This window comes from Klebsiella sp. P1CD1, from assembly GCF_003790505.1.
Taxonomy (GTDB): Bacteria; Pseudomonadota; Gammaproteobacteria; order Enterobacterales; family Enterobacteriaceae; genus Klebsiella; species Klebsiella variicola.
In genome coordinates this window covers 77,755-103,944 of sequence record NZ_CP033631.1, presented here as the reverse complement: position 1 = coordinate 103,944, position 26,190 = coordinate 77,755, and the positions used below count along the sequence as shown (strand labels likewise).

The window sequence follows — 26,190 nt, the reverse complement described above, 5'->3', positions numbered from 1 at the left end:
ACGGGCAATGGCAAAAATAACGAAAGAAATGATAGCGCGGATCCTCGCCCACGTAGGCGGCGCCGCAAACGTCGCGCAGGCGGGCAACTGCATGACGCGCCTGCGCTTGACCCTGCGCGATGAAAGTCTGGCCGACAGCGCCGCCATCCGCCAGATTGACGGCGTAATGGGGGTGATCGTCAGCGACGAGCAGTTCCAGGTGGTGCTCGGCCCCGGCAAGGCGCAAACCGCCGCCGAGATGATGAACGTCCTGCTGGAGGAGGCGCCCGCCGCGCCGACGCTGGCCGACGTCGCAGCGGAGAAAAAGCAGGCGCTGAAGGGCAAGCAGACCAGCGCGGTGCAGAAGTTTCTCGCCAAATTCGCCACCATCTTTACGCCGCTGATCCCCGGCTTTATCGCCGTCGGGCTGCTGCTGGGCTTTGCTACCCTGGCGGAACAGGTCTTCGTGCTGGAGAACGCCCATCCGAACGCCAGCCTGGTAGCGCTGATTGGCTATATGAAGGTCTTCAGCAAAGGGATGTTCACCTTCCTGAGTATCCTGATTGGCTATAACGCGCAGAAGGCGTTCGGCGGCTCCGGCGTGAACGGCGCGATTATCGCCTCGCTGTTCGTGCTGGGCTACAACCCGGAGGCAACCAGCGGCTTCTACGCCGGCATTTCCACCTTCTTCGGCCACGGCATCGATCCGCGCGGCAATATCATCGGCGTATTGATCGCCGCTATCCTTGGGGCGTGGGTTGAACGCCAGGTGCGGCGGGTTATGCCGGCCAACCTCGATATGATCCTCACTTCGGCGGTGACGCTGCTGATCATGGGCGCGGTGACCTTTACGGTGATCATGCCGATTGGCGGCTGGTTGTTTACCGGCATGTCGTGGCTGTTCCTGCATCTTAACGGCAACCCGTTTGGCTCGGCGGTGCTGGCCGGCCTGTTCCTGCTGGCGGTAATGTTCGGCGTCCATCAGGGGTTTGTCCCGGTCTATTTTGCGCTGGTGGACGCCCAGGGCTTTAACTCGCTGTTCCCGATCCTGGCGATGGCCGGGGCCGGGCAGGTGGGGGCGGCGCTGGCGCTGTTCTGGCGGGCGAAGCGCGATTCGCTGCTGCGAACCCAGATTAAAGGGGCGATTATTCCGGGCTTCCTCGGGATTGGCGAGCCGCTGATCTACGGCGTCACCCTGCCGCGGATGAAGCCGTTTGTCACCGCCTGCCTCGGCGGCGCCTGCGGCGGGTTCTTCGTCGGACTGATCGCCTGGCTGGGGCTGCCGGTCGGCCTGAACACGGTGTTCGGCCCGTCCGGTCTGGTGGCGCTGCCGCTGATGACCTCCGGCAGCGGAATTTACGCCGGGATGGCGGTCTACGCCGGCGGGCTGGCGATCTCCTACCTGTGCGGCTTTGTCCTCACCTGGCTGTTCGGCAGTAAAAATGTCGATTTAAGCTAGAACGCGACTATCGGTTAATGCCCGGCGGCGGCTTCGCCTTACCGGGCCTGCAACATCGTTACGCCGCCGCGCCCGACTACCATTACCTGCCCCGCCGCCCGGGCTGGCGCATGCTATGATTCCCCTTTGTCATATTTCGCTTGAGGAAAAGATGGGCTCCAGCAAAAAAGGGATGCTGAACGTACTGATTGCCGCCGTGCTGTGGGGCAGTTCCGGGGTGTGCGCACAGTTTATTATGCAGGAAAGCCAGATGTCGTCGCCGTTTCTGACCATGACGCGTCTGCTGTTCGCCGGGCTGATCCTGTTGATGCTCGGCTTTGTTCACGGCGACCGCATTTTCCGCGTGCTGCAAAACCGCCGCGACGCCCTCAGCCTGCTGTTTTTCTCGCTGTTTGGCGCGTTAACCGTGCAGTTCACCTTTCTGATGACCATTGAAAAATCCAATGCCGCCACGGCCACGGTGCTGCAGTTCCTGTCCCCAACGATCATCGTCGCCTGGTTCGCCCTCGCCCGCAAAGCGCGTCCCACTCCGCTGGTGCTGGGGGCTATATGCACCTCGCTGGCGGGCACCTTTCTGCTGGTGACCCACGGCAACCCAACGACGCTGTCGATTTCGCCGGCGGCGCTGTTCTGGGGGATCGCCTCGGCGTTTGCCGCCGCGTTTTATACCACCTATCCCTCGACGTTGATTGCCCGCTACGGGACGCTGCCCATCGTCGGCTGGAGCATGCTGTTCGGCGGCGCGATGCTGCTGCCGTTTTACGGCGGCCAGGGCACCGATTTTGTGGTGAACGGTAGCCTGCTGTTAGCCTTTTTCTACCTGGTGGTGATCGGTACTTCGCTGACCTTCAGCCTCTATCTCAACGGCGCGCAGAAAATTGGCGGCGCGAAGGCCGGGATCCTCAGCTGCGCCGAACCGCTGAGCAGCGCCCTGCTGTCGCTCCTGCTGCTGGGGATCACCTTCACGCTGCCGGACTGGCTGGGCACTCTGCTGATCCTCGCGTCGGTGGTGCTGATCGCCATCGACTCGCGGCGGCGGGTGAGAGCCGCCTGAGAAGGCGATAAAAAGCGCATTTTCAACAAGTTAAACTGACCACTATTTGCGTGTTTTCACGCCTGCGCATATAGTTGACGGAAGCGATTACGGAAGGAGAAGCCTGATGAAAGCATGTTGGATGGTATGCCTGGTCACCGCCCTGAGCGCCACGTCGGCGTGGGCCGAATCACCGCTGCAAAGCCTGCAGTTCGAACAGCAAAAACAGCTGGTGCTCAAAGCGGTGAAGGAAAAATGTGCGCCAGCAAGCCACCTCAGCGATAACGATTTTGCCAATAAAGTGCTGGCGACCGACGGTAACAAGAACGCGGTCCGCGAAGCAACGCTGGCGAAAGAGCGCAATAACCAAAAAAGCTACCAGGCCGCAATCGACAAAATCGTCTGTCCGGCCAAATAGCGGTTATTTCAGCCTGGCGACCAGCGTTTTCCAGTCAAACGGCGTCAGCTGCCTGTAGCTCAGGCTACGGGCGGCCATCTGCTCCGGCAGCTGGCGCTGGCTTTTCGCGATCGCCTCGCTCATTATCCTGGCGCTCCCCACGTCACGCAGGGTTTTCACCACCTCTTCCATCTCTTCGCTGCGCCGAATGCCATGTTCCGCCACCCGGCTGATCAGATAGTCGGGGAACGCTCCTGTCCAGCCCAGAGAGGGGAAACTATGATGCAAGGAACTAAGCACCTCCTCCTCGACGCCATATTCACGGGCCGCGAACAGGCATTCTGTGGTGAGCGCTTCAAGACCTTTGATTATCACGCTACGGCACATTTTTATCGCCGACACCTGGCCCACCGTACTGGCGCCATAGCGGGCATTCAGCCCCAGCCCCTGCAGACGCGGCGCGATCGCCTCCGCCTGCGGCCCGCCGATCAATAACGGTGTCTGCAATCGGGCCGGCGGTACCGGCGCCATCACCGCGACATCGATGTAGGCGCCGGGCAGAAAATGTTCAGCCGCCTGCCGTTTCGTCTCCGGCGCCACGGAGTTGAGATCGAGGAAGTATTGCCCCGGCTGCAGCAGCGCGGCGGCCTGCTGCGCCACCTTTAGCGCCTCACCCGCGGTCACAGTAGAAAAAACCAGCGTGGCGCTCTCCAGCGCCTGCGCCAGCGAACTTCCCACCTGAACGCGCGAGTCACGGGCTTTTTTGCCCATCGCCTCTCGCGCCGGGCCATTGAGCTTGCAATCCCAAATGGTCACCGCATGCTCACGGGCCAGATCCGCCGCCAGAATGCCACCCGCCTCGCCAAAACCAATAAACGCGATCGTCATCATTACTCCTCACGCGGCCAGACGCGGGCCGGAATAAAAACCTCGCCAGCAAACAGCAGTCGCGCCGTGCGTAACAGGCCGCAGCCAGCCAGGGCGCCGTCAGCATCAAGCTGAAGCGTTACGCTAAATTCGCCTGTCGGATGCTCAACGCTGAGCAGCGGCGTATCGCCTGGCGCTACCTGCGCCAGGCCCTGCGCGACAGAGCCGGGGAGCAGACAAGCGCTGGCCACGCTCACCGCGCCAAACACGCCGATTGACGCGTGGCAGCGGTGCGGGATAAAGGTGCGGCTGCTGATGGCGCCGCCGTGTCGCGGTTCGGCGATCAGGGTCATCTTGGGCACCGTGCGCTGGCTGACGTCGCCAAGCTGCATCAGCGGCCCGGCCTGCAGGCGAATCGACTCCAGGCGACGTTTAAGCGCGTCGTCATTATCCAGCTGTTCGCGCGTCTCATAGCCGGTGCAACCGAGGTCGCAAGCGCGCAGCAGGATCACCGGCATACCGTTATCGATGCAGGTCACCTCAACGCCGTCAAAACGGTCACGAACCCGGCCGGTCGGCAGCAGCGCCCCACAGCTGGAGCCCGCTACATCAAGAAAATGGAGCAGGATCGGGCTGGCGCTGCCCGGCACGCCATCGATACAACTCTCGCCGGCGTAGTCGACCCCGTCGGCATCGCAGGGGATCTCTGCCACCGCCAGTTGCCCCGTGTTCTCCATATAAATACGCACCCGAGTGAGCGGCGCATCGTGGCGAACCAGACCACGCTCGATGGCGAAAGGGCCAACGGCGGCAAGAATATTGCCGCAGTTTTGGCCGTAATCCACGGTGGCCGCCGCCACGTTCACCTGGGCAAACAGATAGTCCACATCGGCGTCAGACCGTGCGGAGCGGCGGATAATTGCCACTTTACTGGTCAGCGGATCGGCGCCGCCGATCCCGTCAATTTGCCGGGGATCAGGCGAGCCCATCACCGCCAGCAGCACCGCATCACGTTGCACCGGATCGGCAGGCAGATCGTCAGCCAGAAAACAGGCTGCCTTCGAGGTGCCGCCGCGCATCCATAGACAGGGGATTCCGCGTTGCGCCATTTATTCCTCCACCTCGTCTGCGCGGTCGTAATACCGCAGCCCCTTTTCCGCCAGACGCGGGCGCATCGCGTAAATATCCAGCCCCAGCTCGCCATGGCGCATCCGCTCACGCTTCGCGAGCTCATTGCTCATGCGGGCTTCCGCTTTATCAAGCACATCACGGACCTGCGCGTGAGGCAGCACCACGACGCCATCGTCGTCGGCCACCACGACATCGCCCGGCTGTACAAGCTGGCCTGCGCAAATCACCGGGACGTTAACCGAACCGAGGCTCTCTTTCACCGTTCCCTGGGCATAAACCTGACGGGACCAGACGGCGAATCCCATCTCCCGCAAAGTCTGCGAATCACGAATGCCGATATCGCCCACCAGACCGACCACGCCGCGCGATTGGAGAGACGTCGCCAGCAGATCGCCGAAGAAGCCATCGCCGCACGGCGACGTCGGGGCCACCACCAGAATATCGCCGGCGCGGCACTGCTCGACCGCCACATGAAACATCCAGTTGTCGCCTGGCGTCACCAGCACGGTTACCGCGTTGCCCGCCCGGCTGACGCCCTGCTGAATCGGACGGATTGTCGGCCCCATCAGCCCCTGGCGATCCCAGGCTTCATGGAGCGTCGCCACCCCGGCCGCCTCACAGCGGCGCAAAACCGCCTCGTCATGGCGCGGCAGATGGCGGATCACAAGGCCTTTTTTATTTAACAAGTTCATGCCAGGTTCTCCGTTACGCGGGGGAAGATGCTCTGGAAGGCTTCGCCGTGAACGATATCGCGCGCGGCCGTGATGCCGATATTGCGCTTGGCCTGCACCCCGCGCTGCAGCGCCACGCGGGTGTAGTATTCCCACAGATGCTCCTGACCCTGCATACACTGAATGGCCTGATACTTTTTCTCCCAGACGGCGGTGATGTCCAGCAACACATCGGGCTTCCAGTTGCACTGCTCCGGCTGGTGCGGTTCGAAACAGTAAACCGGGGGAGCAGCGACAATTTTCTCACCGGGGCGATAGCCCTCTGCCTGGGCGATAATTCGCGCTTCCTGCGCCAGATGGGAGGCCAGGGGGTGATCGTAGTTATAGGGATCGTGCAGGGAGTGCGTCAGGACAAAGTGGGGCTGGATGCGACGATACACATCCGCCAGACGAAATAGCGTCTCTTTATCGGCGCGCAGCGGATAGTCGCCGATATCAAAGAATTCGACGCTGGCGCCCAGGATCTCAGCGGCGGCCTGCGCCTCTTCGCGACGCACCTGCTTCACCGCCTCCTCGGTCATGTTGCCTTTGCGCCACAGTTTGGCGGACTCGCCGCGCTCGCCAAAGGATAAACAGACCACATGGACCTGATAGCCCTGCAGGGCATGCAGCGCTATCGCACCGCCCGCGCGCCAGACGAAATCGGCCGAGTGGGCGCTGACGACAAGGGCACTTTTTTCGCTAACCGGATGAGACATGATGGCTTCCTCTGTTGTTTTTTTCAGCTTGTCATGTCCCGTCGCAGGGAGGTAATTCGTTAACTTGCGAAGGCTATGATTTTTATTTATGTTGTCGACTCACTCACTGTTTCAGGCCTGACGAACCATGCTGAAGAAAAAGCACGATAAAATCATAAATATCATGCAGCTGCGCTTTTTCTGTCAGGTCGCGCTGCGCGGAAGTGTCTCGCGTGCGGCCGATGACTTATTCCGCACGCAGTCAGCGATAACCCGGGCGATCCGCGACCTTGAATCCGCCTTGAACGTCACGCTGTTCGAACGCCATTACAGCGGCATGGTGCCCACCGAGTATGGCAAGTGCATCCTGCCGCGCGCCCGGCGGGCGATTGACGACCTGCAGGCCATTCCGGCGCTGTTGCAGAAACACCATACCCGCACCAGCGGCCCGCTGGCGGACGCCGGCTGGCTGTTCAATACCCGCCGGTTAGCCATATTTATTCAGCTCTATCACGTCAACCATACCCAAACCGTCGCGCAACAGTTGGGGATCACCCAGCCGGCGGTCAGCGCCGCGCTGAAGGTCCTGGAGAAAGGGGCGGATTCGGCGCTATTTCGCCGGACGCCAGAAGGGGTGCGCCCCACGCCCGCCGCGGAGCTACTCTATCCCCCGGTAAGCAGAGCGCTCAACGAGCTGGAAAACATCTGGAGCGATATCGCCGCCCGTCGCGGGGTGCTGGAGGGCACCGTGCGCATTGGCGCCCTGCCGCTGAGCCGGACCCGGCTACTGCCCTCCGCCATCGCCGCCTTTCTGGCCCAGCACCCGGGCATTACCCTCATGACCAATGAAAGCCCGTATGAGTCGCTGGTCGCCGATATGCGGGCAGGTAATATCGATTTTATTATCGGCGCCCTGCGTCAGGATGAAGATCTTCCGGACCTCTGTAGCGAGGCGTTATTCGAAGAGGATATGTTGATTTTACTGCGTAATAACCACCCGCTGCTGCGCCATCCGGATCCGCGCAGCCAGCTGGCGACCGCGCAATGGGTGCTGCCGCGCGCCAACGCGCCGGCGCGCCATTTGCTGGATAAGGCGTTTGTCACCCTGGGGCTGCCGCTGCCCCAGCCGACGGTGGAGACCGGGGACGCGGCGATGGTGCGAGGATTGCTGCAGGACTCCGACATGCTGGCGGCGGTCTCCGCCAGCCAGATGCGTTTTGAAACTGACAATGGGCTGCTCAGCGTGTTGCCGGTCCCCCTGCCCGATACCACCCGGCGTATCGGGCTGACGTTTCGCGCCGGCAGCCTGCCCTCCCCGGCGACGCAGGCGCTGTTGCGTTTTATCTATCAGCAGGTTCAGGACGGGACCGTTTAACGCTTACCCGCCACCGAATAGGTTACCTGTTGGTTGCGCGTTTGCTGAAACGCCTCCAGCGTCTGCCCGCGCATCGCGGCGTAAATATGCAGGTTGGATACGCCGACCACCGCGCCCATTTTCTCCAGCAGGAAGAAACTGGCGCCATACTGAATCAATCCCCGCCAGTCGCGTGCGTTGAGCAACTGCTGTTCCTCCTCACTCAGTCCGGCTTCGGCATAAAGCGACTGAGGCGACTGCAGAAAACGTTCGCGCCAGGCAGGCTCAATCAGCCGATGCAGGAAACGGTTAAGCCGCAAGCCATTCAGGCTGCGCTCGTGGGTAAAAGGATAGGTTCCCGGCAGTTTCTCCACCCCGGCCAGCTGCTGCGCCATATGCTGGCGATGGCGCGTCAGGGTATCGACGGGGGGCAGGCGCGCATTGTTCTCAAGGATCAGCGTGGCGATACCGGTCATCGACGGCAGGTAATAGTCGCGCCAGGTTTCGGTGACATTGGCTGATAGCGCGCCGCGCATCACCAGCCACATGATCACTTCGGACCCCTCCATCCCCCCCAGCTCAGCATATTCGCCAAGGGTCATTTCGGTGAGCTTTTCCGGGTCATTAACCAGCATGTCAACAAACTGGGCATCCCAGTCGGGATTATTAAATCCGCAGCGCTCGCCATGAACCTGATGCGAGAGCCCGCCGGTCGCGACAATCGCCACATTGATATCTTCCGGGAAGCTTTCAATTGCCCGGCGCAGCGCCTGGCCGAGTTTGTAACAACGGCGCGCGCTCGGTACCGGAAATTGCAGCACGCCGATCTGTAACGGGATCACCGCCGTCGGCCACCCCTGCGCTTCATCCCAGGGCAGCAGCGCCGAAAGCGGCGAGAAAAGGCCGTGGTCGAGCTTTTTATCCATAAAGAACGACATATCAAACTCATCGGCCATCAGGCTGGCGCCAATGTGCCTTGAGAGCGCCGCGTTGCCCTGGACCGGCGGCAGGCAGCGCGGTCCGCCGCCCTCATCGGCAACATCATATTGACTGTCGATTCCCAGCGTAAAAGTCGAATAGTGATCGAAGAAAAAGGCGGTCACATGGTCATTAAAGATGTACACCAGCGCATCCGGCTTTTTCTCCTCCAACCAGCGCTGCAGCGGTTCGAAGCTCTGGAAGATCGGCGACCACGCCGGGTCCTGCTGTTTATGATGATCGACCGCGAAGCCGATAGTCGGGGTATGAGAGACGGCGATACCGCCGAGAATGTTAGCCATCAGATAACTCCACTTATCGGTGTTCCAGGGGGGATGACAAAGCGTCCAGTTCTGCCTCTGTGAGTCGAGGCTTAGCGTGATTCATACGGTGCAACAAAATACAGATCCCCGCCAGGCAGGCCGGCAGCGCAAGCACCAAAAAGATCGACGAGTGTCCCGGCACAGCCAGCATCAGCATCCCGCCCAGCGTGGAGCTGAGAATAGCCCCGGTACGGCCGATACCATGCATCCAGCTGACGCCGGTAGCACGGATCTCGGTTTGATAATAGGCTGGCGAATAGGCCTGCAGACCGTTCTGCGCGCCGTTAATGCACATCCCGCTGATAAAAATCAGCACCGACAGCGCCGCCGATCCGAAATCCATCACCCCCTGGGACAACAGGCACAGGCAGCCGAGGAAATAGGTTGCCGCAATCACGGCTTTCGCCGAAGCGCGATCCATCAGCATACCGACAAGGATCCCGCCCAGCGGGCCGCCGAGCTGGAACAAGCCGGTCATCATCGCCGCCTGCTGCAGCGACAGCCCGCCGGAGCGGAGAATGGTTGGCAGCCAGCCGTTCAGCAGATATATCACGAACAGCCCCATAAAATAGGTCAGCCACAGCGCTATCGTGCCGCGGGCATAGCCATGCCGAAACAGCTGCGCCACTTTGCTGCTCCGCGTGATGGGCGGCGCATTCAACTGAAAAACGGTTTCCGCCGTAAACTGGCCCCCAAGCCGGTTAAGCGCCCTGGCGATCTGCTCGCCCGGTAGCCGGCGCGCCACCATGTTCATCGCCGACTCCGGCAACATCACGATCATAAAGGGGAGCACCACGAGCGGCAGCACGCCGCCAAAAATCAGCGCCGAGTGCCAGCTGTAATGCGATAACAACCCGGCGGCGATAAAGCCGCCGAGGCCAGAGCCCACGTTAAAACCGCTGTACATCAGGGTGATCATCACCCCTTTACGCCGCTCCGGCATATATTCCGCCACCAGCGTGACGCAGTTGGGCATCACCGCGCCAAGGCCAAGGCCAGTAAGAAAACGCATCAGCGCCAGTTGCGATGGGCTTTGCGCCACGGCGCCGGCCAGGCTGAACAGCGCAAACAGCGCCACCGACCAGAGTAAAATGCGTTTTCGGCCGTAGCGGTCAGAAAGCGGGCCCGCCACCAGGGCGCCAATGGCGACGCCGAACATGGCCGCCCCAAGAATCGGCCCCATTTCAGCCCGGCTGATGCCCCAGTCCTCAATGAGCGCCGGGGCGACAAAGCCCATCACCGCGGCGTCATACCCATCCAGCATAATGATGATGAAACAGAGCAGCAGCACGTTCCATTGAAAGCGCGAGACCGGACGGGCATCTATCCACGCTTTCACATCGACAACGTTCATGTGATTCATAGGGTCACTTCCTTAAGCAGGCGGTACGAATGTTCTGGTTAGTGTTTTTTGAGTGGAACTTTCGTACTCAACTTAAGGCAGGTCACGCAGGCTGTCCGGTTCGAAAACCCGGCGTCAGATATGAGTTTTATTTATAATGTGAGGGATACGACAAAAACCAGCCAGCAAAAAACCCGCAGCCAACGGCGGCGGGTCAGGGCAAGAGCGGAGTTCAGTGCTTCGGAATAATTAAATCGCCGCGCAGCGGGCTGCCGCCCGGGTTGTCCGTTTTCTCGGTCAGCCAGTTGACGATCCGCGACGCCATCGCGTCCATGGAATATTCAATGGCCGGAATGGTGGGGATACCGGGCAGCTGTAACGATCCGGCGAGGCTAAACACCATCACATTTTGCGGAACGGCGCGGTTAAACGCCTGCAGCTGCGGCACCACGCGCTGCGCCTGCTGTTCATCGCTCACCAGCAGCGCGTTAAAGTTCAGCGTCGTGGCGTTATTGACCAGCTCCTGCACCGCCACCGACGGCGAGGTGTTATCCAGAAACACCAGGTTGCGATTAAACGGCAAAAAGTTTTTTTCCAGCGCGTGCTTGTAGCCCAGCAGCACCTGGTCGGCAAAGCCGCTGCTCTGCGGATGAATCAGCGCAATCTGCCGTCTGCCCTGGCTAATCAGATAGTGACAGGCGGTTTCGGCAGCGAAGGCATGATCGAACTGAATGCTGTTGTCGCCCTCGCTGTCGAGGCAGTCCACCAGCACCACGTCCGGGCGGTTAATATTCAGGGGAAAACGCGCGCCGATGATCAGCACGTTATCGCACAACCCGCAGGTCAACTCCTCCAGCGAGCTCATCACGCCGTTGCTGGTGTTGGCGAAGCGCAGCAGCAGGTGCTTCTGGTGCTGGCTGAGCTGTTTTTCCAGGGCGTAGAGATAGCTGGTGGTTTGATTGATGTTGTCCTGGGCGCAAATGACGCCGATACAGCCGGTGGACTGGCTGAGCAACGACTGGGCTATCATGTTTGGCCGGTAATTGAGCGCTTCCGCCGCCTGCAGCACCGCCTGACGACTGGCTTCCTTCACGCCACGTGAGCCGCTCAACACTCGCGACACCGTGGCTTTGGAAACCCCGGCAAGTCGTGAAACATCATTGATTGTCGACATCATTTTCCCCTGCGCGGGCGCCGCGTCCCGCCAAAATCCTGTAAACCTGAATCGCTTCAATTGTGACCAGCGCAGTATATCCATTTCACCATTTGTTTGGAAACCGATTTTCCATTTCAGCGCAAAACATCGCCAAATCGACAGAATAATGTGAGCGAAATCCAATAAATCCGCCCCATAAGCAGGAGATCTTGACCACTATCACAGTTCTGCTTTTTATGAATGGAAACCGGTTTCCGTCTGATATCAAATCATCCACGCAATAACTTTTTACATTTTGAGGATGGTCGTCGATGTACAAGATTATGCTGTGCTGCTCTGCCGGGATGTCCACCAGTCTGCTGGTCAGAAAGATGGTGGAGGCGGCGAATGAACGTGACCTGCCGGTGCAGATTGATGCCTATGGCGTTTCCGAATTTGACATGCAGTTTCCGCAGTATCAGGTGGTGTTGCTTGGCCCCCAGGTGAAATACATGTTGAAAACCCTGTCTGACAAAGCGGCTTCCCTGAACATTCCTGTTCAGCCCATCGATACGATGGACTACGGTATGCAGCGGGGAGACAACGTCCTGAATTATGCTCTGTCGCTGATCCCAGCGGCGCACTGAGAGGTGTTGAAATGAGTTCTCTGTATCAGTCCATGATTGCCGTGATCGAGCAATCTATTACTCCGCTGGCAGGACGCCTTGGGCAGCAGAAATACGTTATCGCTATCCGCGATGGCTTCACTGCCGCCTTGCCGTTTATGATCATCGGCTCTTTCATGCTGGTATTTATCTTTCCGCCGTTTTCACCCGATACCACCAACGGCTTTGCCCGCGGCTGGCTTGATTTCTCACAGCACTACCGCGAACAGCTGATGCTGCCGTTTAACCTCAGCATGGGCGTGATGACCTTCTTTATCTCGGTCGGCATTGGCGCCAGCCTCGGTCGTCAGTTTCAGCTCGATCCGGTAATGTCCGGTCTGCTGGCGTTTATGGCCTTCCTGCTGGTCGCCGCGCCCTATGCCGATGGCAAAATTTCCACTCAGTATCTGTCCGGTCAGGGCATTTTCACCGCGCTGATCACCGCCATCTACTCCACCCGCGTTTATGCGTGGCTGAAGCAAAACAACATTACGATTCGTCTGCCGAAAGAGGTCCCCACCGGCGTCGCCCGTTCGTTTGAAATCCTGATCCCGGTGCTGGTGGTCATTGCGACTCTGCATCCGCTGAACCTGTTTATCGAAGCGCAGACCGGGATGATCCTGCCGCAGGCGATCATGCATCTGCTGGAGCCGCTGGTTTCCGCCTCCGACTCGCTGCCGGCGATTTTGCTCTCCGTTCTGATGTGCCAGATTTTCTGGTTCGCCGGGATCCACGGCTCACTGATTGTTACCGGCATTATGAACCCGTTCTGGATGGCCAACCTGTCGGCAAACCAGGCGGCGCTGGCGGCGGGTACGGTGCTGCCGCACGTCTATCTGCAGGGCTTCTGGGATCACTATCTGCTGATTGGCGGCGTCGGTTCGACCCTGCCGCTGGCTTTCCTGCTGCTGCGTAGCCGGGCCACGCATCTGCGCACCATCGGCAAGATGGGCATTGTGCCGAGCTTCTTTAATATCAACGAGCCGATTCTGTTCGGGGCGCCAATCATCATGAACCCGATGATGTTTATCCCCTTCGTCTGCGTACCGATGGTCAACGCGGTGCTGGCTTACGGCGCGACGCGTCTTGGCTGGCTGAGCCAGGTGGTGTCCCTCACTCCGTGGACCACGCCGGCACCAATTGGCGCGTCATGGGCGGCCAACTGGACCCTGAGTCCGGTGGTGATGTGTCTCATCTGCATGGTGATGTCGGCGGTCATTTACCTGCCGTTCTTGCGCGCCTATGAACGTTCCTTAATGAAAACCGAAGTTGAGAAAGCCAAAAATAGCGTTCCAGTGGCAGAAACCGTTAGCTAATCCCTCCCCTTCCGGAGAGATAATAAGATGACAGCGTAATAATGCAGAAAATGGACTTTCACTGCATTATTAAATAATAAATACCTCAGGAATACACATGATTGAATTAGAAGATGCGGTAATGGAAATTATCGTTAATGCGGGACAGTCACGCTCATTATGTTTTGAAGCGTTGCATGCGGCCCGAACCGGAAATATCGACGAAGCGCGCTTACTCTTAAATGAGGCCGACGGCTACGCCCGCCGGGCGCATCAGATGCAGACCCAGCTCATCGAGCAGGATGCCGGTGAAGCGCGTCAGCCTATGACGCTGATTATGGTACATGCCCAGGATCATCTGATGAACTCGCTGCTGGCCCGTGAGTTCTCAGAAGAATTAATCCATCTGTACCAGCGTTAATTAATATGGAATAACGTCAGCGAGAATATTATTCTCCGGCGTCGCTGTACCCTAAAAAACAAATCAGCTTATTTTGGTTATTTATTTTAGCCAGAATGGGATGGTTATTATCTGAAATATATTAATTATTAAAGCGAGATAACCATGAATACTGTGAAAAAACTGCCTTTAGCCATGGCGGTTGTCGCCGCGCTGTGCCCAATTTCTGTCATGGCGCAAGAATTTACGCAGGAACAGATCGACGCCATCGTTGCCAAAGCCGTTGATAAAGCGCTGGCCGACCGCCAGGCGAAAATCGACGCCGCGGCCAACAAAAAGGTCGACGTGATCACTAACCCGCAGACCACCGCCGCCTCGCCGGATATGGCCATTCCGTTCGGCCTCAAGTTCAGCGGCTATGCCCGCTATGGCGCCCACTTCCAGACCGGCGACCAGAAATATGTCGGCGTCGACGGCTCCTATAACGGCGCCTCGGCGATCGGCCGTCTCGGCAACGAAAGCAACGGCGGCGAATTCCAGATCAGCAAGGCCTTCAAAAGCGCGCAGGGGGCTATCTGGGATCTCAACGTGATGTTCGACCACTGGAGCGACGAAGTTAACCTGAAGAAGGCCTACGTCGGCGTCACCAACGTGCTGGAATCCAACCCCAACGCCTATATCTGGGCCGGCCGCGACTTCCACCAGCGTCCGCAACAGGGGATCAACGACTACTTCTGGATGAACCACGACGGCCAGGGCGCCGGGGTGAAGAACTTTGATATCGGCGGCGTGCAGTTCGACGTGGCGATGGTCTCGCAGGTGAAATCCTGTAGTCCGGAAGTGATGGCCGATGAAACCAACCCGTCGCGCATCACCTGTACCGGCAGCTCCGACACCGGCGATAACGGCCACTACGCGCTGACCACCAAAACCCACAACATCAAGGCCGGGCCGATCGACGTCGAGGTGTACGCCAACTACGGCTTTGACTCAAAGGCGGTGGACAGCGACGCGCGCCTCGAAGCCTGGCAGGGCGGCCTGGTGCTGAGCCACACCAACGACAGCGGGGTGAACAAGGTGATCCTGCGCTACTCCGACAACTCGGATAACAGCGTCTACAACAAAACCGACGACCTGACCACGGTCTACGCCAGCTTCGAGGGCAGCCATAAGTTCACCCAGCAGGCGCAGATCGAATACCTGCTGGCCTTCCACGACTACGACAACGGCAAGGACAACACCGACAACCGTAAAAACTACGGCGCCATCGTGCGGCCGATGTACTTCTGGAACGACGTGCACTCCACCTGGCTGGAAGCGGGCTACCAGCGCGTGGATTACGACCAGGGCGGGGATAACCACGGCTGGAAGCTGACGCTGTCGCAGAACATCGCCATCGGCATGGGGCCGGAGTTCCGTCCGATGCTGCGCTTCTATGTGACCGGCGGTCAGGTGGACAACGAGCATACCGCGAAGGTTAACGGCACCCAGGACCAGCAGCTGGATTCACTGAACGTCGGTGGAATGTTTGAGGCGTGGTTCTGATGCGATAGCGTTGTCGAAGGAGCGTTCCCGGCTGGCGCTACGCTTAGCCGGGCTACGACTGAGGAGGCCTGCGGGATACCACCCGTAGGCCCGGCAAGCGCAGCGCCGCCGGGCGGTCAGGCGCCGTACCCGCGGTAGTGCCGGCTGGCAAAAGGCGAACGGCCGTAAGCGGGTTAATTCACCTTCACTTTGATCGTCACCAGCAACCCGGTAAACAGCATTAATATTCCTGACAACACCAGCGGCGACAGCAGGCCTAAGTGGTCGAGCGCCACGCCGCCGACCGCGGCGCCGCAGGTGTTGGCCAGCTGGATCACCGCCACCTGAATCGACCCGGCTTTTTCCGCCTGATCGGAGAGCGAACGGGTGATCCACGTTGACCACCCCACCGGGATCAGCGCAAACGCGAAGCCCCAGATAATCGCCACCGTCGAGGCGACGATTTTGCTTTCTCCCCACAGCACCAGCGCCACCGCGCAGGCGGTCAGCACCAGCGGCGAGATCGCCAGCGCCGCTTTTACCGAACGCTTGAGAAGCACCGAGGAGAGCGAGGTGCCGATAAAGCTGGCGATACCAAAGCTCAACAGCACCAGCGTCAGGCCGTCGACGTCAAAACCGGCGAGGGTCATGTAAACCGGGCGAATATAGGTAAAGAAGGCGAACTGCCCGGCAAAGGCCATGAAAATGGCGCACATCCCGGCCATCACCCCCGGACGCTTCAGCAGACCAAACATATTTTGCTGCTGAGAAGCCGATTCACCGGGCAGCGACGGCAGCGCTTTCAGCACCCAGAGCGTACACAGCACGCCCATCACCGCCGCGCCGTTAAAGACGTTGCGCCAGCCGATAAGCCCGCCAAGGAAACTGCCCAATGGGGCGGCGATCACCAGCGCGATTGATACCGCGCCGAAGATAATCGACAGCGCTTTCGGCACCACGCGCATCGGCACCAGCCGCATGGTCAGCGAGGCCGACATCGCCCAGAAACCGCCGAGCGCCAGGCCCAGACAGGCTCGTCCCAGCAGCAGCAGGGTGAAGCTATCGGCAAACGATACCAGCAGGCAGGAAAGGGTCAGCAGCAGCGAAAACAGGATCACCACGTAGCGGCGATCGGTTTTGCCAATGATGGAGGTGATAAACAGGCTGGAGAACATCGCTACGAATGCCGTCGTCGTCACCGACTGCCCGGCCATCCCTTCGGAGATGCCTAAATCCAGCGCCATCGGCGTCAGCAGACTGACCGGTAGAAATTCGACGGTAATCAGGCAGGCAACGCAGAAAGCAACCGCGAAAACCGCCGACCAGTTTGGTCGCGCCAGCTCGCGTGCATGGGGTTTGGCTTCATTTGAATGACTCATGAGTGACCTGCGAAGAAAGTGGCTGAAAGCCGCGCAGTGTAACATTTTGTTTGTGACGAATTTAACGTTTTCACAACTCTCATCGCTTTTCACGGCATGATACAAAGGGATAGCCTGAGAATATAGCCTTCGCCATTCTGCCGGATGGCGCTTACGCTTATCCGGCCTACAAGTGACGAGTGCGGAAACCGTAGGCCGGATAAGGCGCAGCCGCCATCCGGCACTCGGATTTACTCACCGCGAGCCGATTTCACCAGCCCGCAGATCCACTCCTGGTGACCGTTAATCATCGGATTGGGCAAGGTACGCGCCAACTCCTGCGCCGGAACGCCTTTTTGCGACTCCTGGGTGAGGATACGTACGCGCCCGCCGGGCAAATCTTCAAATAGCCACGCGTGGATCACATCAAGACGCGTCGTTGCATCCCCTTCCGCCCAGCCGTGCCAGGCTACGCGCGCCGCCTGCCCGGCAGCGGGAGGTACATACTCTGTAATCTGCGCCTCAATCGGGAAGCCGAAGGTGCTGAAGCGGAAACGGGCGTTGGCGCTGAGGGTCGGGCCGCTGCCGTCATGGAAATGGATATCGGCAACGTTGCTGTAATAGCCCGGCCACAGCGTGGTGTCATCGAGCTGCGCCCATATCTGAGCTGCCGTCAGGCCGCTGACGATAATTTCATTAGAGGCAAAATTGTCGGTCGTGCCTGGCAGATACTCTTCCGGCCAGACGATGGCGCTTTGCAGCAGGGGCTGTTTCATGATTAACCTCGTGAACGATTGTTTTAACGAGGTTAATCATGCGTCGGTGAGTGATATAAATCGAATCACCATCCTTGATAATACACATAAGCAATTATGATATCAGTGCAGCCAGTGCACGCCGTCTTCCGGCAGAAACAGCGCGTTATAACGCTGCTGTAGGTTATGCAAATCGCTTGCATCCGGATCCAGCTCGCGCAGAAACCCTTGCGCAAGACGAATTTGCGCGTCGGTAATCGGCGCCGCTAAACGCGCTTTTTGCATCAGGCGATACCAGTAATGCAGGTTTTTTTCGCTGGCATCGACGATAGCGGTCTGCCAGATCAGCAGTACCTGTGCGGCGTTCTGCAGATGCGCTTCATTCGGCCGCTCCAGGTAGCGCAAATACTCATTACCGGCGGTTTTTCCCAACTGATCGATCATCGATTCCAGCGGAACAGGCGTTATGCCAAGGCGTTCGCTCAGGCGACGAATCGCGCGGCGTGAATCAGAGGTAAGCACCCGAAATCCCACAACAAATACCACTACCAGGGTGGCCAGTCCTATCCAGATCATGCATCCTCTCATCCAATCGCAGCCTCACTATCATAATGGGAATTTGCCTGCTGTCGACTACCGGGCATACCATAATGTGACTTATCGCGTTTGCGGATAGCTATCATGAAATCTGATATCAGAAACCTCGATCTCAACCTGCTGAAAGCCCTGGATGCGCTGCTCGATGAGCGCAGCGTCACCCGGGCGGCAGCGCGGCTGGCGCTCACCCAGCCGGCGGTCAGCGGCATGCTCACCCGCCTGCGCGACGCCTTTAATGACCCGCTGTTTATCCGCGCCCCGCACGGTATGGTGCCGACGCTGCGCGCTCAGGCGCTGGCGGCTCCGGTAAAGCAGCTGCTGATCGATGCTGAAACCCTGCTGCAACCCGCCATCTTCGAGCCGCTGGAAGCCAATTTTACCTGGACCATCGCCGCGACGGATTATGCGTTGAAAGCAGTGATCGTGCCATTTATCGCCGCGCTGAAGCCACTGGCGCCGGGTATCCGCGTGCGCATCATTCCCGAATCACCGGCCACGCTGCTGGCACAGTCCGAACGTGGTGAAGTGGATATTGCGCTATTGACGCCCCACGATACGCCGCCGGCGCTGCACAGCCGGGCGCTGTATCAGGAAGACTATGTCTGTCTGATGCGCGAAGACCATCCGCAGGCCAGCCAGCCGCTGACGCTCGACCGCTTCTGTGCGCTGGAACATGTGCTGGTTTCATGGCAGGGCGATAGCTTTCGCGGCGTGACCGACGACGCGCTGGCGGCGCTTGGTCGAACCCGGCGGGTGGGATTGTCGGTGAGCAGTTTCCTGGTGTTGCCGGAAATACTGGCGGTGAGCGACATGATCGCCGTGGTACCGCGCCGACTGGCGAAAAGAGCCAGCGGCATGAAAATAGCCCCACCGCCGCTGACGATCCCGGGTTTCACCAAAAGCATGGCCTGGCACGAGCGTAACCATCATGACCCGGCGCAGCAGTGGCTGCGGGAGCTACTCCTGCAATCCAGCCAGCAAGAACAATAAAAAAGCCCGGCGCAATGGCCGGGCAAGGTTACCAAATACCTGGTGAATCAGGCAGTCTGCAAAATACGGTTCTTTTTCTCGCGGCGAATTTTACGCTCTTCAAAGATAGCCACGATGGCCATCAGGCAGATACAGCCGATGGCGGCGGCGTCCAGCGCCGCAAAGGTGCCGGCCCAGCCGGTCAGGCCGAAGACCGGCGTGCCGTCGGCGATCATCCCAAGACCCAGCTTGGCGAAGCTATCGCCGATCAGATAGGCGAAAGTGCCCTTGATTCCATCGGCGGCGCCGATCGCTTTTTTCGGCACAAAGCCGACGGCGGCGACGCCGATCAGCAGCTGCGGACCAAACACCAGGAAGCCCAGCGCAAACAACGAGGCCAGATAGACGTACTGGTTGCTGGCGTGTTGGTAAACCCCGAGGGTGGCGATAATCAGCGCCAGCGCGATGCAAGCCACCAGCGCGCGGCGGCCGTTGGCCAGATCCGACAACCAGCCCCACAGCAGCGTGCCGACCAGCGCGCCGACCTCAAACAGGGTAAAGCCCTGAATCGCCACCTCTTTAGACAGCTTCAGCTCCTGGAAGGCATACACGGTGGACCACTGATCGATACCGATACGCACCACGTAGAGGAAGATGTTGGAGAAGCACAGCAGCCAGATCACTTTGTTTTTCAGCACGTACTCAACAAAGATCTGCCACTTGGTCATCGCATTTTCTTCGGTCTCTTTGTCCTCTTCGCTGATCGCTTCGCCAAACAGCTCTTCCGCCGTGCCGAGGCCATAGGATTCCGGCGAGTCGCTACCGTAGCGCAGGCCAATAAAGCCGACGATCAGCGCAATAATCGACGGGAAGATAAACATACCGATCACATGGCCGTCGAACAGATAGTTGGCGCCAAACAGCGCCACGCCCGCCGCGCCCGCGCCGCCGAGGTTGTGGGAGATATTCCAGAAGCCGAGGAAGGTGCCGCGTTTGCGTCTGGGCGTCCACTTGGTGATGGTGGAATAGCTGCACGAGCCGCCGGTGCTCTGGAAGAAGCCGCTCAGCGCATAGAAGGCGATCATCAGGAACAAGCTGGTGGAGCCCGCGCCCATGCTGGCGCTAAAGCCCAGCATACAGATGGCGGAGAGGATCAGCATAAACGGCAGGAACTGCTTGGTGTTTTTACCGTCGGCATAATAAGACACGAGCGTCTTGCCCACGCCGTAGGTGATGGAGAAGCCCAGGCCAATCATCCCCAGCTGCGTCATGCTCAACCCGTAGGTGGAGATCATGTCGTTCTGCGCGATGTTAAAGTTCTTGCGGATCAGGTACATGGTCAGGTAGCCGATGAAGACCACCAGATAGGACTGCATGAAAGGTTTGAACCACATTTTGCGCCGCACATCGAGCGGCAGATCCAGGGTCGGCTTGCGCACCTGATTCAGAAAGGCCAGCATGGGTATCTCCTGAGCTGATTTTTTATGCCTGCGTAATAACCAGGCATTGTAAAAACCAGCGCGCCATCTGGCCTGAGACGGCTTCCAGGTAAAACCGGGAAAATTTCTTAGTTTTGCTCCGTTCGCGGCCAAAGGGTGAGCTACATCACGCTTCGCTGGCGGTACGCGGCGCCTGCGCGTTTAAAAACGGCAGCAGCAGCAGCGCGGAAATGCCGGCGGCAATCGCAATCACCACGAAGAATCCGGTCCAGTGCCAGATATCCATCACCTGCGCCAGCGGCCAGCCGGAAAGCGAGGCGCCAAGATAAGCGAACAGGCCGACAAACCCGGTTGCCGCCCCGGCGGCTTCTTTATGCGAACATTCCGCCGCCGCCATGCCGATCAGCATCTGCGGGCCGAAGACGAAGAACCCGGTGGTGAAGAAGCAAGCCGCCTGCATGACGTAGCTGGCAAACGGCATCAGCCACAGCCCGCCAACCGACAACAAAATTCCGGCGGCGAAAATCAGATTCATCGGCCCACGGTTGCCGTTAAACAGCTTATCCGAGCCCCAGCCCGCCACCAGCGCGCCGATAAAACCGCCCAGCTCAAACATGGTCACCGCCGAGTTAGCGGTCACCAGATCGACGCCGAGCGTCTCCGACATATACAGATTACCCCAGTCGTTAATCGCCGCCCGCACCACGTACACCAGCACATAGCACAGCGACAGCAGCCAGATATAGGGATTGGCCAGCACGTAGCGGGTCAGGATCGCTTTGCGCGTCAGCCCGGCCCCCTCCTGCTGCTGGGCGATTTCCAGCGCATCGTGACGCCAGTCGCCCACGGCGGGTAACCCCACCGCCTGCGGGCGATCGCGCAGCCGCCAGCACAGATACAGCCCGGCGAGGATCGCCAGACAGCCGGCAATCGTCATCCCTGCACGCCAGCCGTAGTGCAGCGCCGCCGCCCCCACCACCATCGGGATCAGCGCGCCGCCGACGTTATGCGCGGTATTCCATAGCGCCCACCAGCCGCCGCGTTCGGTCCGCGAATACCAGGCCGTCAGCAGCCGGGCGCAGACCGGAGAGCCCCAGCCCTGGAAGAAGGCATTCAACGCCCACAGCAGCGCAAAAGCCCACAGCGAGGTGGAAAAACCGAACAGAATATTCACCACCCCGGTAGCGATAAGCCCCAGGCCCATAAAATAGCGGGCGTCGGAGCGGTCGCTAACGATACCGGAGAAAAATTTCGACAGCCCGTACGTGATATAGAACAGCGTGGCCAGCAGGCCAATATCGCTACGAGTCAGCACATTGCTGGCAAGAATTTCAGGCACCGCGGCATTAAAGCTTTTGCGGGTGAAATAAAACAGCGCGTAGCCAAGCCAGATAGTGAGCAGAATATGTCGACGCCAGTAACGATAACGTTCGTCCAGCTCGCGTTTATCGCTAACTGGCGCGGCGTCCGGCGGCGCTTTTAAAAAGGCAAACATCGGCGCTCCTCTCAGGCGTAACGCAGCGGTAGATTGACGCACACGCGGGTACCGTGTGTGCAGGAGATAGTTAACGTACCGCCCAGCGCGGTCACACGTTCGCGCATGCCGGTCAGGCCGAACCCCTGCAGATTCGACCCCGGCGGCAGGCCGCAACCGTCATCTTCCAGCACCAGCATTAGTCGCTCATCCTGCTGCCAGCCCTGCAGGGTGACAGCGCTGGCGCTGGCGTGCTTGACGATATTATTCAGCCCCTCCTGGCAAACGCGAAACAGCGTCACACGCTGGTTTTCGCTCAGCCCCGCCTCGTTAATCCGCCAGTCGAGATGGCTGACAATGCCGCGGTCCTCCAGCTCCATCTCGCGCATCAACGAACGTACCGCCTGCTCCAGCGGCAGGTCGTCGAGCTGACGCGGACGCAGACGGCCTAGCAGTCTACGCACCGAGTCGTAAACTCCCAGCGACAGCTGTTCTATCAGCTGGCCGCTCTGGCGCACGCTGGCGTTATTCGGCGCCAGCCGTTGCACGATCCCCGCCTGGGTGCGAATTGCCGTGATAGTCTGGCCAATATCATCATGGAGCTCGCGCGCCACGTCGCGCCGCACGCTCTCTTCGGTCTCCAGCAGACGTTCCGCCAGCCGCCGATTTCGCGCCAGCTCGTTCTGTAGCGACAGGTTAAGCTCGCGCAATCGCTGGATCCCCGCGCCCAGCAGCAGCCCGGTGAGGCTCTGCGCCAGCAGCGAAAGCAATAGATCGACCGGGTGATCGTGCCAGGTCTGGCTGGCAATCAGCGCAATCGCGTTCATCAGGGTGGCGATCAGCGCCCCCTGCCAGCCGTAGTGCCAGGCGAGGGCAATAATCGGCAGCGCGAGGCAAAATGGGGTAAAGCGGGAGAGCTCGGCGGGCAGCCCAAGCTGCAGCCACAGGCTAATGGTGAATAACAGCAGGTACCAGATCAGATGCCGACCGCGCCAGTTAATCGGCTGGGAGACCAGCGCGGGCCCCAGTGGCCTCCAGACGGTACTGGTAAGATAGTGCCAGATAACCAGGCAGGTCGGCGCCAGCGTCAGACCGCCGGTCAACGTCAACAACAGCGCGGTCAGTCCCTCACTGCCTTCTTGCGCCAGCCACGGCAGCGATTGCAGCAGCGAGGCGGCGATCAGCGCCCCGCCCTGGCGCAACAATGTCAGCCAGTCTCGCTGCTGGCGATAGCGTGAAATCAATGCCACCGGCAGCAGGGTCAGCAGACTTCCGGTCATCAATATTATCGGATGCGCCAGCGCCACCTCCTGCGCCAGCCAGAAGATAAGCAGCCACTCGGCGCCCAGCAGCACCGGCCAGTAGCCACGCGGGCATTGCAGCATCAGCCCTAAACGCAGGCCAAAGGGAAACAGCAACACCGCTAAATCCGCACGCTCCACCAGATGCAGACTGATGCTCCACAGGCAGAACCAGGCTGCGGAGAAGATAAAGGCGCAGCCGATCACCGACAGCAATCGTGAGACGACAGCCTTCATTGCCAGCTATCGAACATGCGGCGCGCCAGCTCAACGTCGTTGCTGACGCCCAGTTTTTCCAGCAGGTTGGCGCGGTGAACGTGAACGGTTTTCGGCGACAGGCCGAGCTCGGCGGCAATCTCTTTCACCGCCATGCCCTGCGCCAGCTTTTCCGCCACCTGGCGTTCGCGTTTGGTGAGCGGATCCTGGCGCCCGGCGGCCAGCTTCATGGCGATATCCGGCGTGAGATAGCAACCGCCCGCCGCCACCGTGCGGACCGCGGCAATCAGTTCATCCGGGCTGCAGCGTTTCGACAGGAAGCCGCGCGCGCCGGCGTTCAGCGCCTGCTCGATCAGCGCCGGGCTGTCGTGTACCGACAGCATGATGGTCGCCATCCCCTTCGGCAGCTGGCTGAGCAGCTCCAGCCCGGAAATATCCGGCATGGAGATATCGCAGATACAGACCTGTACGCCGCGCCCCGGTAGCCCCGTCAGCGCCTCGCGGCCGCTACCAAATTCAGCGACAACCTGAAAATCAGCTTCCAGCCCCAGCAGCTGAGCAAAGCCGGAGCGGACAATCAAATGATCGTCAATAAGGGCGATGGTAGTCATGGTGTTTCCTGGTGCCTGAAAGCGCCGGATGGCGGCGTAAACGCCTTATCCGGCCTACGGATCCACTCCCTGTAGGCCGGATAAGCGCAGCGCCATCCGGCAAAGGCGCTTACCTTAACCATAAGCACCTTACCGTTCAAGCCTTGCGCGATTTACTCGAAGAACACCGCAATTTTGTTAAACATGGTGGGATCGGACTGGTTACGCACCACTTTGGTGACATCTTCCAGCTTTTCAATCTGGCTAATCATCTGCCCCAATCGCTGGTCATCATTCACCAGCAGCCAGATACGGCTGTGTTCACTGCCCTGAATTGGCAGACAGAGAATGCCTTCGACGTTAAACGCCCGACGGGCAAATAGCCCGCAAACGTGGGTCATGACGCCGGGATGGTTGCGGACGGTGAGTTCCAGAATGACGTTATCACATTGTTTTTGCATGGCTTATTCCCCCACCATTTCAGTATTGGCCGCACCCGGCGGTACCATCGGATACACTTTCTGCTGCGCGTCGATACGCACGTGGATCAACGCCGGCCCCGGACGGTCGATAATCGCCTGCAGCGCCGCCTGCGGATCGGCTTCGTTATTTAAATCACAGGTTTGCAGGCCAAAACCGGCGGCAATCTGCATAAAGTTAATCATCCCCGGATAGGTGGCGGCGAACACGCCCTGCTGATAGAACAGGCTCTGCTGCTGGTGCACCAGCCCCAGCGCTTCGTTGTTCAGCAGGATAATTTTGACATCCAGCTGATTTTCGGCAGCGGTAGCCATCTCCTGAATATTCATCATCAGGCTGCCGTCGCCGGAGAAGCAGATAACCTTGCGCTGCGGATTCGCCAGCGCCGCGCCGATGGCCGCCGGCAGGCCGAAGCCCATGGTGCCGAGGCCGCCGGAAGTCAGCCACTGGCGCGGACGGTTGAGCGGGTAGGCCTGCGCTGTCCACATCTGATGCTGACCCACATCGGTGGTGATGATCGCCTCATCGTCAACGCAGGCGGCCACGGCGTTAATCAGGCCGTAATGGGAGAGCGGGTCGCTTTCCTGCGGGATGGCGCAAGGGAATTCACGCTGCAAATCGGCCACCAGCTGGCGCCACTCATCGCGCGGCTGCGCCTCAATCTGCGGGATCAGCTGGGCTAAGACTTCCGCCACATCGCCCTGAATCGCGACGTGCGGTTGCTTGATTTTACCCAGCTCAGAGCGGTCGATATCGACGTGGATAATCTTCGCGTTCGGGCAGAACTGCTCGGTCTTGCCAATCGCCCGGTCATCAAAACGCGCGCCTAAAACAATCAGTAAATCCGCTTCCTGCAAAATGAAGTTGGTGCTGCGCGCGCCGTGCATGCCCAGCATCCCCAGCGACAACGGATGCGCCTTCGGCAGCATCCCCAGCGCCATCAAGGTCATGGTGGTCGGCAGGTTGGCTTTTTCCGCCAGGTCCCGAATCGGCTGCGGCGCGTTAATCACGCCGCCGCCCAGATAGAGCACCGGGCGCTTCGCCGCATTGATCATTGCCGCCGCTTCGCGCACGCTTTCGGGGGCGAATGCCGGTGCCGGGGCGCGCTCGCCCGGCTCTGGCAACGTTTCCAGCTCAATGGTCGCCGCCTGTACGTCCTTAGGAATGTCTATCCACACCGGTCCGGGACGCCCGGACTGGGCAATACGGAAGGCGTCGCTAATCACCTGCGGCAGCTCGGCGATGTCGCGCACCAGGTAGTTATGCTTGGTGATGGGGATAGAGATGCCGTAGGTGTCCACTTCCTGGAAAGCGTCGGTGCCGATCATGGAGGCCGGCACCTGGCCGGTGATGCAGACCAGCGGGATTGAATCGAGGCGGGCATCGGCGATCGCCGTAATCAGGTTGGTGGCGCCAGGGCCGCTACAGGCCATACAGACTGCGGGTTTGCCTTCGGTTCGCGCCATCCCCTGAGCGATAAAACCCGCGCCCTGCTCGTGGCGCGCCAGGATGTGGCGGATCTGCGTGCTCTGGCTCAAGGCATCGTAGATGGGCAGGATAGAACCGCCCGGGATGCCGCTGACCATAGTGATGCCCTGGCGTTCCAGTAAATGAACAACCAGCTGCGCGCCGGTAAAGCACATTGTGTTTGATGTGGTGCCCGAACTTGCCATGCTCCAGTCCTTTTCTTCTGGGCCGACTTTACCGGGGGGCTCGCCAAC

25 protein-coding genes are annotated in these 26,190 nt (G+C 59.7%); 9 read left to right on the top strand and 16 right to left on the bottom strand.

Annotated features, from left to right (window positions below):
• The first annotated feature begins 7 nt into the window (after positions 1 to 7).
• From murP to DTA24_RS00505, 3 genes are all read left to right on the top strand, one after another.
• Positions 8 to 1,438, top strand: a complete 1,431-nt coding sequence (gene murP, locus DTA24_RS00515) for a PTS N-acetylmuramic acid transporter subunit IIBC (protein WP_123836517.1) — start codon at positions 8 to 10, stop codon at positions 1,436 to 1,438.
• A gap of 151 nt (positions 1,439 to 1,589) precedes the next feature.
• Positions 1,590 to 2,492, top strand: coding sequence for a DMT family transporter (locus tag DTA24_RS00510; protein WP_002923118.1), 903 nt, complete (start codon positions 1,590 to 1,592; stop codon positions 2,490 to 2,492).
• Between the two features lie 106 nt (positions 2,493 to 2,598).
• Complete coding sequence (locus DTA24_RS00505) at positions 2,599 to 2,889, top strand: YicS family protein (RefSeq protein WP_023298372.1); 291 nt, start codon at positions 2,599 to 2,601, stop codon at positions 2,887 to 2,889.
• A gap of 3 nt (positions 2,890 to 2,892) precedes the next feature.
• On the opposite strand, the gene DTA24_RS00500 is transcribed toward DTA24_RS00505, so the two are convergent.
• The 4 genes from DTA24_RS00500 to galB are packed head-to-tail and all read right to left on the bottom strand — an operon-like array spanning position 2,893 to position 6,295.
• Positions 2,893 to 3,756, bottom strand: a complete 864-nt coding sequence (locus DTA24_RS00500) for an NAD(P)-dependent oxidoreductase (protein ID WP_123837159.1) — start codon at positions 3,754 to 3,756, stop codon at positions 2,893 to 2,895.
• A 2-nt stretch (positions 3,757 to 3,758) separates the two neighbouring features.
• Positions 3,759 to 4,844 (bottom strand): 4-oxalomesaconate tautomerase, encoded by a 1,086-nt coding sequence (locus DTA24_RS00495; protein ID WP_023298374.1) that lies wholly within the window; start codon positions 4,842 to 4,844, stop codon positions 3,759 to 3,761.
• A complete protein-coding gene (locus tag DTA24_RS00490; RefSeq protein WP_023298375.1) occupies positions 4,845 to 5,558 on the bottom strand; it encodes a 4-carboxy-4-hydroxy-2-oxoadipate aldolase/oxaloacetate decarboxylase in 714 nt (237 codons plus the stop codon).
• Complete coding sequence (galB, locus tag DTA24_RS00485) at positions 5,555 to 6,295, bottom strand: 4-oxalmesaconate hydratase (RefSeq protein ID WP_008806774.1); 741 nt, start codon at positions 6,293 to 6,295, stop codon at positions 5,555 to 5,557. The genes DTA24_RS00490 and galB overlap by 4 nt, the downstream gene beginning before the upstream one ends.
• A gap of 127 nt (positions 6,296 to 6,422) precedes the next feature.
• Here galB and DTA24_RS00480 point away from each other — a divergent pair, with 127 nt between their 5' ends.
• Positions 6,423 to 7,649, top strand: coding sequence for a LysR family transcriptional regulator (locus DTA24_RS00480; protein ID WP_123836516.1), 1,227 nt, complete (start codon positions 6,423 to 6,425; stop codon positions 7,647 to 7,649).
• Here the strand turns inward: DTA24_RS00480 and DTA24_RS00475 are convergent.
• From DTA24_RS00475 to DTA24_RS00465, 3 genes are all read right to left on the bottom strand, one after another.
• A complete protein-coding gene (locus DTA24_RS00475; protein WP_008806772.1) occupies positions 7,646 to 8,908 on the bottom strand; it encodes a gallate dioxygenase in 1,263 nt (420 codons plus the stop codon). The two genes, DTA24_RS00480 and DTA24_RS00475, sit on opposite strands and share 4 nt — an antisense overlap.
• Before the next feature lie 13 nt (positions 8,909 to 8,921).
• Complete coding sequence (locus DTA24_RS00470) at positions 8,922 to 10,292, bottom strand: MFS transporter (protein WP_064143087.1); 1,371 nt, start codon at positions 10,290 to 10,292, stop codon at positions 8,922 to 8,924.
• Between the two features lie 211 nt (positions 10,293 to 10,503).
• Positions 10,504 to 11,445, bottom strand: coding sequence for a LacI family DNA-binding transcriptional regulator (locus DTA24_RS00465; RefSeq protein ID WP_032691298.1), 942 nt, complete (start codon positions 11,443 to 11,445; stop codon positions 10,504 to 10,506).
• Positions 11,446 to 11,738: 293 nt separating this feature from the next.
• Here DTA24_RS00465 and DTA24_RS00460 point away from each other — a divergent pair, with 293 nt between their 5' ends.
• The 4 genes from DTA24_RS00460 (at position 11,739) to DTA24_RS00445 (ending at position 15,311) form a co-directional block, all read left to right on the top strand.
• On the top strand, positions 11,739 to 12,053 hold the full coding sequence (locus DTA24_RS00460) for a PTS sugar transporter subunit IIB (protein ID WP_004145041.1): 315 nt from the start codon (positions 11,739 to 11,741) through the stop codon (positions 12,051 to 12,053).
• An 11-nt stretch (positions 12,054 to 12,064) separates the two neighbouring features.
• On the top strand, positions 12,065 to 13,387 hold the full coding sequence (locus DTA24_RS00455) for a PTS cellobiose transporter subunit IIC (RefSeq protein WP_002923156.1): 1,323 nt from the start codon (positions 12,065 to 12,067) through the stop codon (positions 13,385 to 13,387).
• A gap of 97 nt (positions 13,388 to 13,484) precedes the next feature.
• Entirely contained in the window at positions 13,485 to 13,787 is a 303-nt protein-coding gene (locus DTA24_RS00450) for a PTS lactose/cellobiose transporter subunit IIA (protein WP_004205145.1), read from the top strand.
• Between the two features lie 144 nt (positions 13,788 to 13,931).
• Positions 13,932 to 15,311, top strand: coding sequence for a carbohydrate porin (locus tag DTA24_RS00445; protein ID WP_123836515.1), 1,380 nt, complete (start codon positions 13,932 to 13,934; stop codon positions 15,309 to 15,311).
• A gap of 173 nt (positions 15,312 to 15,484) precedes the next feature.
• Here the strand turns inward: DTA24_RS00445 and nepI are convergent, their stop codons facing one another.
• The 3 genes from nepI to DTA24_RS00430 form a co-directional block, all read right to left on the bottom strand.
• Positions 15,485 to 16,669: a purine ribonucleoside efflux pump NepI gene (nepI, locus tag DTA24_RS00440; RefSeq protein WP_042947102.1), complete on the bottom strand. Its 1,185-nt coding sequence runs from the start codon at positions 16,667 to 16,669 to the stop codon at positions 15,485 to 15,487.
• Between the two features lie 230 nt (positions 16,670 to 16,899).
• Positions 16,900 to 17,424: a hypothetical protein gene (locus tag DTA24_RS00435; RefSeq protein WP_016162009.1), complete on the bottom strand. Its 525-nt coding sequence runs from the start codon at positions 17,422 to 17,424 to the stop codon at positions 16,900 to 16,902.
• A gap of 102 nt (positions 17,425 to 17,526) precedes the next feature.
• The gene (locus DTA24_RS00430) at positions 17,527 to 17,979 is read right to left on the bottom strand and encodes a DUF1198 domain-containing protein (RefSeq protein ID WP_032691299.1); all 453 of its coding nucleotides are present in this window, start codon (positions 17,977 to 17,979) and stop codon (positions 17,527 to 17,529) included.
• Between the two features lie 105 nt (positions 17,980 to 18,084).
• Here DTA24_RS00430 and DTA24_RS00425 point away from each other — a divergent pair, with 105 nt between their 5' ends.
• On the top strand, positions 18,085 to 18,990 hold the full coding sequence (locus tag DTA24_RS00425) for a LysR family transcriptional regulator (protein WP_022064559.1): 906 nt from the start codon (positions 18,085 to 18,087) through the stop codon (positions 18,988 to 18,990).
• Positions 18,991 to 19,037: 47 nt separating this feature from the next.
• On the opposite strand, the gene uhpT is transcribed toward DTA24_RS00425, so the two are convergent.
• The 6 genes from uhpT to ilvB form a co-directional block, all read right to left on the bottom strand.
• Positions 19,038 to 20,429 carry a hexose-6-phosphate:phosphate antiporter gene (uhpT, locus tag DTA24_RS00420; protein WP_004202242.1) on the bottom strand — a complete coding sequence of 464 codons (1,392 nt, stop codon included), beginning with the start codon at positions 20,427 to 20,429 and terminating at the stop codon, positions 19,038 to 19,040.
• A 145-nt stretch (positions 20,430 to 20,574) separates the two neighbouring features.
• On the bottom strand, positions 20,575 to 21,903 hold the full coding sequence (locus DTA24_RS00415; protein WP_012967017.1) for an MFS transporter: 1,329 nt from the start codon (positions 21,901 to 21,903) through the stop codon (positions 20,575 to 20,577).
• 11 nt (positions 21,904 to 21,914) lie between these two features.
• Positions 21,915 to 23,399, bottom strand: a complete 1,485-nt coding sequence (uhpB, locus tag DTA24_RS00410; protein WP_162493297.1) for a signal transduction histidine-protein kinase/phosphatase UhpB — start codon at positions 23,397 to 23,399, stop codon at positions 21,915 to 21,917.
• Positions 23,400 to 23,416: 17 nt separating this feature from the next.
• Positions 23,417 to 24,010, bottom strand: coding sequence for a transcriptional regulator UhpA (uhpA, locus tag DTA24_RS00405; RefSeq protein WP_002923282.1), 594 nt, complete (start codon positions 24,008 to 24,010; stop codon positions 23,417 to 23,419).
• A 152-nt stretch (positions 24,011 to 24,162) separates the two neighbouring features.
• Positions 24,163 to 24,450 carry an acetolactate synthase small subunit gene (gene ilvN / locus DTA24_RS00400; RefSeq protein WP_123836514.1) on the bottom strand — a complete coding sequence of 96 codons (288 nt, stop codon included), beginning with the start codon at positions 24,448 to 24,450 and terminating at the stop codon, positions 24,163 to 24,165.
• 3 nt (positions 24,451 to 24,453) lie between these two features.
• Positions 24,454 to 26,142, bottom strand: coding sequence for an acetolactate synthase large subunit (gene ilvB / locus DTA24_RS00395; RefSeq protein ID WP_123836513.1), 1,689 nt, complete (start codon positions 26,140 to 26,142; stop codon positions 24,454 to 24,456).
• Positions 26,143 to 26,190: the final 48 nt, after the last annotated feature.